General features: G+C 46.8%; 8 tRNA genes and 3 rRNA genes. All 11 read right to left on the bottom strand.

The window, feature by feature from the left end:
* Window positions 1-93 precede the first annotated feature (93 nt).
* The 11 genes from ABZ567_RS32170 to ABZ567_RS32120 all read right to left on the bottom strand — a co-directional run bounded on the left by ABZ567_RS32170 (window position 94) and on the right by ABZ567_RS32120 (window position 5,845).
* Window positions 94-166: transfer RNA gene (locus tag ABZ567_RS32170), tRNA-Lys, on the bottom strand.
* Between the two features lie 3 nt (window positions 167-169).
* Window positions 170-244 (bottom strand) — tRNA-Gln (locus ABZ567_RS32165).
* A gap of 6 nt (window positions 245-250) precedes the next feature.
* Window positions 251-334 (bottom strand) — tRNA-Tyr (locus ABZ567_RS32160).
* A gap of 10 nt (window positions 335-344) precedes the next feature.
* Window positions 345-420, bottom strand: a tRNA-Val gene (locus ABZ567_RS32155).
* Between the two features lie 7 nt (window positions 421-427).
* A tRNA-Glu gene (locus ABZ567_RS32150) sits at window positions 428-499 on the bottom strand.
* A 1-nt stretch (window position 500) separates the two neighbouring features.
* Window positions 501-575 (bottom strand) — tRNA-Asn (locus ABZ567_RS32145).
* Between the two features lie 11 nt (window positions 576-586).
* Window positions 587-701, bottom strand: a 5S ribosomal RNA gene (gene rrf, locus ABZ567_RS32140).
* A 67-nt stretch (window positions 702-768) separates the two neighbouring features.
* A 23S ribosomal RNA gene (locus tag ABZ567_RS32135) occupies window positions 769-3,690 on the bottom strand.
* A gap of 300 nt (window positions 3,691-3,990) precedes the next feature.
* Window positions 3,991-5,541 (bottom strand): 16S ribosomal RNA (locus ABZ567_RS32130).
* Together the 16S, 23S and 5S rRNA genes with 8 tRNA genes alongside form the textbook arrangement of a ribosomal RNA operon.
* A gap of 120 nt (window positions 5,542-5,661) precedes the next feature.
* Window positions 5,662-5,735: transfer RNA gene (locus ABZ567_RS32125), tRNA-Gly, on the bottom strand.
* A gap of 24 nt (window positions 5,736-5,759) precedes the next feature.
* A tRNA-Leu gene (locus tag ABZ567_RS32120) sits at window positions 5,760-5,845 on the bottom strand.
* Between the last annotated feature and the right edge of the window lie 297 nt (window positions 5,846-6,142).

Below are 6,142 nucleotides of genomic sequence, written 5' to 3'. Positions count from 1 at the left end.
GTCATACTATGAAAGTCATACTTATAAATTTTTCATGAAAATCACTACTAAAAATGGATAATAAAAAAGCACCCCATTAAGGAGTGCTTAAAGTGAGCCATAGAGGATTCGAACCTCTGACCCTCTGATTAAAAGTCAGATGCTCTACCAACTGAGCTAATGGCTCTTATGGCTGGGCTAGCTGGATTCGAACCAGCGCGTGACGGAGTCAAAGTCCGTTGCCTTACCGCTTGGCTATAGCCCAATAAGATGGTGGAGGGGGGCAGATTCGAACTGCCGAACCCGAAGGAGCGGATTTACAGTCCGCCGCGTTTAGCCACTTCGCTACCCCTCCGATATTTAAATGGTGGAGAATGACGGGTTCGAACCGCCGACCCTCTGCTTGTAAGGCAGATGCTCTCCCAGCTGAGCTAATTCTCCAAATAAATGACTCCTACGGGACTCGAACCCGTGTTACCGCCGTGAAAGGGCGGTGTCTTAACCGCTTGACCAAGGAGCCATGGCTCCGCAGGTAGGATTCGAACCTACGACCGATCGGTTAACAGCCGATAGCTCTACCACTGAGCTACTGCGGAATAATATATATGCCTGGCAACGTCCTACTCTAGCGGAACGTCAGTCCAACTACCATCGGCGCTAAGGAGCTTAACTTCTGTGTTCGGCATGGGAACAGGTGTGACCTCCTTGCCATTGTCACCAGACAAATGAATGATTATACATTCAAAACTAGATAGTAAGTAAAGATTTGCGTCGCAAAACTTGAAAAAATTGATTAAGTCTTCGATCGATTAGTATTCGTCAGCTCCACGTGTCACCACGCTTCCACCTCGAACCTATTAACCTCATCATCTCTGAGGGATCTTATAACCGAAGTTGGGAAATCTCATCTTGAGGGGGGCTTCATGCTTAGATGCTTTCAGCACTTATCCCGTCCATACATAGCTACCCAGCTATGCCGTTGGCACGACAACTGGTACACCAGAGGTATGTCCATCCCGGTCCTCTCGTACTAAGGACAGCTCCTCTCAAATTTCCTACGCCCACGACGGATAGGGACCGAACTGTCTCACGACGTTCTGAACCCAGCTCGCGTACCGCTTTAATGGGCGAACAGCCCAACCCTTGGGACCGACTACAGCCCCAGGATGCGATGAGCCGACATCGAGGTGCCAAACCTCCCCGTCGATGTGAACTCTTGGGGGAGATAAGCCTGTTATCCCCGGGGTAGCTTTTATCCGTTGAGCGATGGCCCTTCCATGCGGAACCACCGGATCACTAAGTCCGTCTTTCGACCCTGCTCGACTTGTAGGTCTCGCAGTCAAGCTCCCTTATGCCTTTACACTCTATGAATGATTTCCAACCATTCTGAGGGAACCTTTGAGCGCCTCCGTTACCTTTTAGGAGGCGACCGCCCCAGTCAAACTGCCCGCCTGACACTGTCTCCCACCACGATAAGTGGTGCGGGTTAGAAAGCCAACACAGCTAGGGTAGTATCCCACCAACGCCTCCACGTAAGCTAGCGCTCACGTTTCAAAGGCTCCTACCTATCCTGTACAAGCTGTGCCGAATTTCAATATCAGGCTACAGTAAAGCTCCACGGGGTCTTTCCGTCCTGTCGCGGGTAACCTGCATCTTCACAGGTACTATGATTTCACCGAGTCTCTCGTTGAGACAGTGCCCAAATCGTTACGCCTTTCGTGCGGGTCGGAACTTACCCGACAAGGAATTTCGCTACCTTAGGACCGTTATAGTTACGGCCGCCGTTTACTGGGGCTTCGATTCGTAGCTTCGCAGAAGCTAACCACTCCTCTTAACCTTCCAGCACCGGGCAGGCGTCAGCCCCTATACATCACCTTACGGTTTAGCAGAGACCTGTGTTTTTGATAAACAGTCGCTTGGGCCTATTCACTGCGGCTCTTCTGGGCTTGCACCCTAAAGAGCACCCCTTCTCCCGAAGTTACGGGGTCATTTTGCCGAGTTCCTTAACGAGAGTTCGCTCGCTCACCTTAGAATTCTCATCTTGACTACCTGTGTCGGTTTGCGGTACGGGCACCTAATCTCTATCTAGAGGCTTTTCTCGGCAGTGTGAAATCAACGACTCGAGGAAACAATTTCCTCTCCCCATCACAGCTCAATCTTAAGAGTGCCGGATTTGCCTAACACTCAATCTCACTGCTTAGACGTACAATCCAATCGTACGCTTCGCCTATCCTACTGCGTCCCCCCATCGATTAAAACGATTATAGGTGGTACAGGAATATCAACCTGTTATCCATCGCCTACGCCTGTCGGCCTCAGCTTAGGACCCGACTAACCCAGAGCGGACGAGCCTTCCTCTGGAAACCTTAGTCAATCGGTGGACGGGATTCTCACCCGTCTTTCGCTACTCACACCGGCATTCTCACTTCTAAGCGCTCCACATGTCCTTGCGATCATGCTTCAACGCCCTTAGAACGCTCTCCTACCATTGTCCAAAGGACAATCCACAGCTTCGGTAATATGTTTAGCCCCGGTACATTTTCGGCGCAGTGTCACTCGACTAGTGAGCTATTACGCACTCTTTAAATGATGGCTGCTTCTAAGCCAACATCCTAGTTGTCTGGGCAACGCCACATCCTTTTCCACTTAACATATATTTTGGGACCTTAGCTGGTGGTCTGGGCTGTTTCCCTTTCGAACACGGACCTTATCACCCATGTTCTGACTCCCAAGTTAAATTAATTGGCATTCGGAGTTTGTCTGAATTCGGTAACCCGAGAGGGGCCCCTCGTCCAAACAGTGCTCTACCTCCAATAATCATCACTTGAGGCTAGCCCTAAAGCTATTTCGGAGAGAACCAGCTATCTCCAAGTTCGATTGGAATTTCTCCGCTACCCACAGTTCATCCGCTCACTTTTCAACGTAAGTCGGTTCGGTCCTCCATTCAGTGTTACCTGAACTTCAACCTGACCATGGGTAGATCACCTGGTTTCGGGTCTACGACCAAATACTATACGCCCTATTCAGACTCGCTTTCGCTACGGCTCCACATTTTCTGCTTAACCTTGCATCAGATCGTAACTCGCCGGTTCATTCTACAAAAGGCACGCCATCACCCATTAACGGGCTCTGACTACTTGTAAGCACACGGTTTCAAGTTCTCTTTCACTCCCCTTCCGGGGTACTTTTCACCTTTCCCTCACGGTACTGGTTCACTATCGGTCACTAGAGAGTATTTAGCCTTAGGAGATGGTCCTCCCAGATTCCGACGGAATTTCACGTGCTCCGTCGTACTCAGGATCCACTCAAGAGAGAATATATTTTCAACTACAGGATTATTACCTTCTTTGATTCAACTTTCCAGATGATTCGTTTAATATATTCCTTTGTAACTCCGTATAGAGTGTCCTACAACCCCAATAAGCAAGCTTATTGGTTTGGGCTCTTCCCGTTTCGCTCGCCGCTACTCAGGGAATCGAATTTTCTTTCTCTTCCTCCGGGTACTAAGATGTTTCAGTTCTCCGGGTCTGCCTTCTGACAAGCTATGAATTCACTTGTCGATAACACAACATAACTTGTGCTGGGTTCCCCCATTCGGAAATCTCTGGATCAACGCTTACTTACAGCTACCCAAAGCATATCGTCGTTAGTAACGTCCTTCATCGGCTTCTAGTGCCAAGGCATCCACCGTGCGCCCTTAATAACTTAATCTAATATAGTTATTAATCTGTGAGTGTTCTTTCGAACACTAGCGATTATTTTTTATGAATTCAAGCTTATTTAAAACTCTATTCACTCGGTTTTGCTTGGTAAAATCTATTTACTTACTTATCTAGTTTTCAATGTACAATGTCATTAATTAATAATCACATCTAAGTATTATAACAAAATATAATAGTAAATGCAATATTTAATTAAATATGAATGTTTTAAAATAAACATTCAAAACTGAATACAATATGTCACGTTATTCCGTATCATCTCTACGAGATGTTCCGAATATATCCTTAGAAAGGAGGTGATCCAGCCGCACCTTCCGATACGGCTACCTTGTTACGACTTCACCCCAATCATTTGTCCCACCTTCGACGGCTAGCTCCAAATGGTTACTCCACCGGCTTCGGGTGTTACAAACTCTCGTGGTGTGACGGGCGGTGTGTACAAGACCCGGGAACGTATTCACCGTAGCATGCTGATCTACGATTACTAGCGATTCCAGCTTCATGTAGTCGAGTTGCAGACTACAATCCGAACTGAGAACAACTTTATGGGATTTGCTTGACCTCGCGGTTTCGCTGCCCTTTGTATTGTCCATTGTAGCACGTGTGTAGCCCAAATCATAAGGGGCATGATGATTTGACGTCATCCCCACCTTCCTCCGGTTTGTCACCGGCAGTCAACTTAGAGTGCCCAACTTAATGATGGCAACTAAGCTTAAGGGTTGCGCTCGTTGCGGGACTTAACCCAACATCTCACGACACGAGCTGACGACAACCATGCACCACCTGTCACTTTGTCCCCCGAAGGGGAAACTTCTATCTCTAGAAGGGTCAAAGGATGTCAAGATTTGGTAAGGTTCTTCGCGTTGCTTCGAATTAAACCACATGCTCCACCGCTTGTGCGGGTCCCCGTCAATTCCTTTGAGTTTCAACCTTGCGGTCGTACTCCCCAGGCGGAGTGCTTAATGCGTTAGCTGCAGCACTAAGGGGCGGAAACCCCCTAACACTTAGCACTCATCGTTTACGGCGTGGACTACCAGGGTATCTAATCCTGTTTGATCCCCACGCTTTCGCACATCAGCGTCAGTTACAGACCAGAAAGTCGCCTTCGCCACTGGTGTTCCTCCATATCTCTGCGCATTTCACCGCTACACATGGAATTCCACTTTCCTCTTCTGCACTCAAGTTTTCCAGTTTCCAATGACCCTCCACGGTTGAGCCGTGGGCTTTCACATCAGACTTAAAAAACCGCCTACGCGCGCTTTACGCCCAATAATTCCGGATAACGCTTGCCACCTACGTATTACCGCGGCTGCTGGCACGTAGTTAGCCGTGGCTTTCTGATTAGGTACCGTCAAGACGTGCACAGTTACTTACACGTTTGTTCTTCCCTAATAACAGAGTTTTACGATCCGAAGACCTTCATCACTCACGCGGCGTTGCTCCGTCAGGCTTTCGCCCATTGCGGAAGATTCCCTACTGCTGCCTCCCGTAGGAGTCTGGACCGTGTCTCAGTTCCAGTGTGGCCGATCACCCTCTCAGGTCGGCTACGTATCGTTGCCTTGGTAAGCCGTTACCTTACCAACTAGCTAATACGGCGCAGGTCCATCTATAAGTGATAGCAAAGCCATCTTTCACTATCGAACCATGCGGTTCGAAATATTATCCGGTATTAGCTCCGGTTTCCCGAAGTTATCCCAGTCTTATAGGTAGGTTACCTACGTGTTACTCACCCGTCCGCCGCTAACGTCAAAGGAGCAAGCTCCTCGTCTGTTCGCTCGACTTGCATGTATTAGGCACGCCGCCAGCGTTCATCCTGAGCCAGGATCAAACTCTCCATAAAAATTTATGATGTTTGATTAGCTCATAATACTAAATAGTGTTTGTAACATTTAAGTTACTTTATTGGAATTAACGTTGACATATTGTCATTCAGTTTTCAATGTTCATTTAAAATTTATAATGGAGCGGGTGATGGGAATCGAACCCACAACATCAGCTTGGAAGGCTGAGGTTTTGCCATTAAACTACACCCGCAATATATAATGATTGGAATTGATTTGGTGCGGCCGAGAGGACTTGAACCTCCACGGGATTTCTCCCACTAGGCCCTCAACCTAGCGCGTCTGCCATTCCGCCACGACCGCTGGCAAAACGCAATAATCTATTGATTATCGAGAACAGTATTTATTGTAAATGATTTGTAATAAAAAGTCAATAACTTTTTAATATTATTTTAAACAAATTTACTATTTTTTAATGTTTACGTCATTCATTAATACAACGATAACTATAATACATACTTTTTAAACATAAGTCAATAGTTTTTATTAAAAAGTTTAAAAACCTACAACATTGTAGGTTTTTAAAGGACATTGTTATATTAGTAAAGTCTTATTGTTCATATTTAAATTTATTTATAAATACATCTTTAATTTCAATTT

Source organism: Streptomyces sp. NPDC016459 (assembly GCF_040632845.1).
Taxonomy (GTDB): Bacteria; Actinomycetota; Actinomycetes; order Streptomycetales; family Streptomycetaceae; genus Streptomyces.
This window is presented reverse-complemented; position numbering and strand designations above follow the sequence as displayed.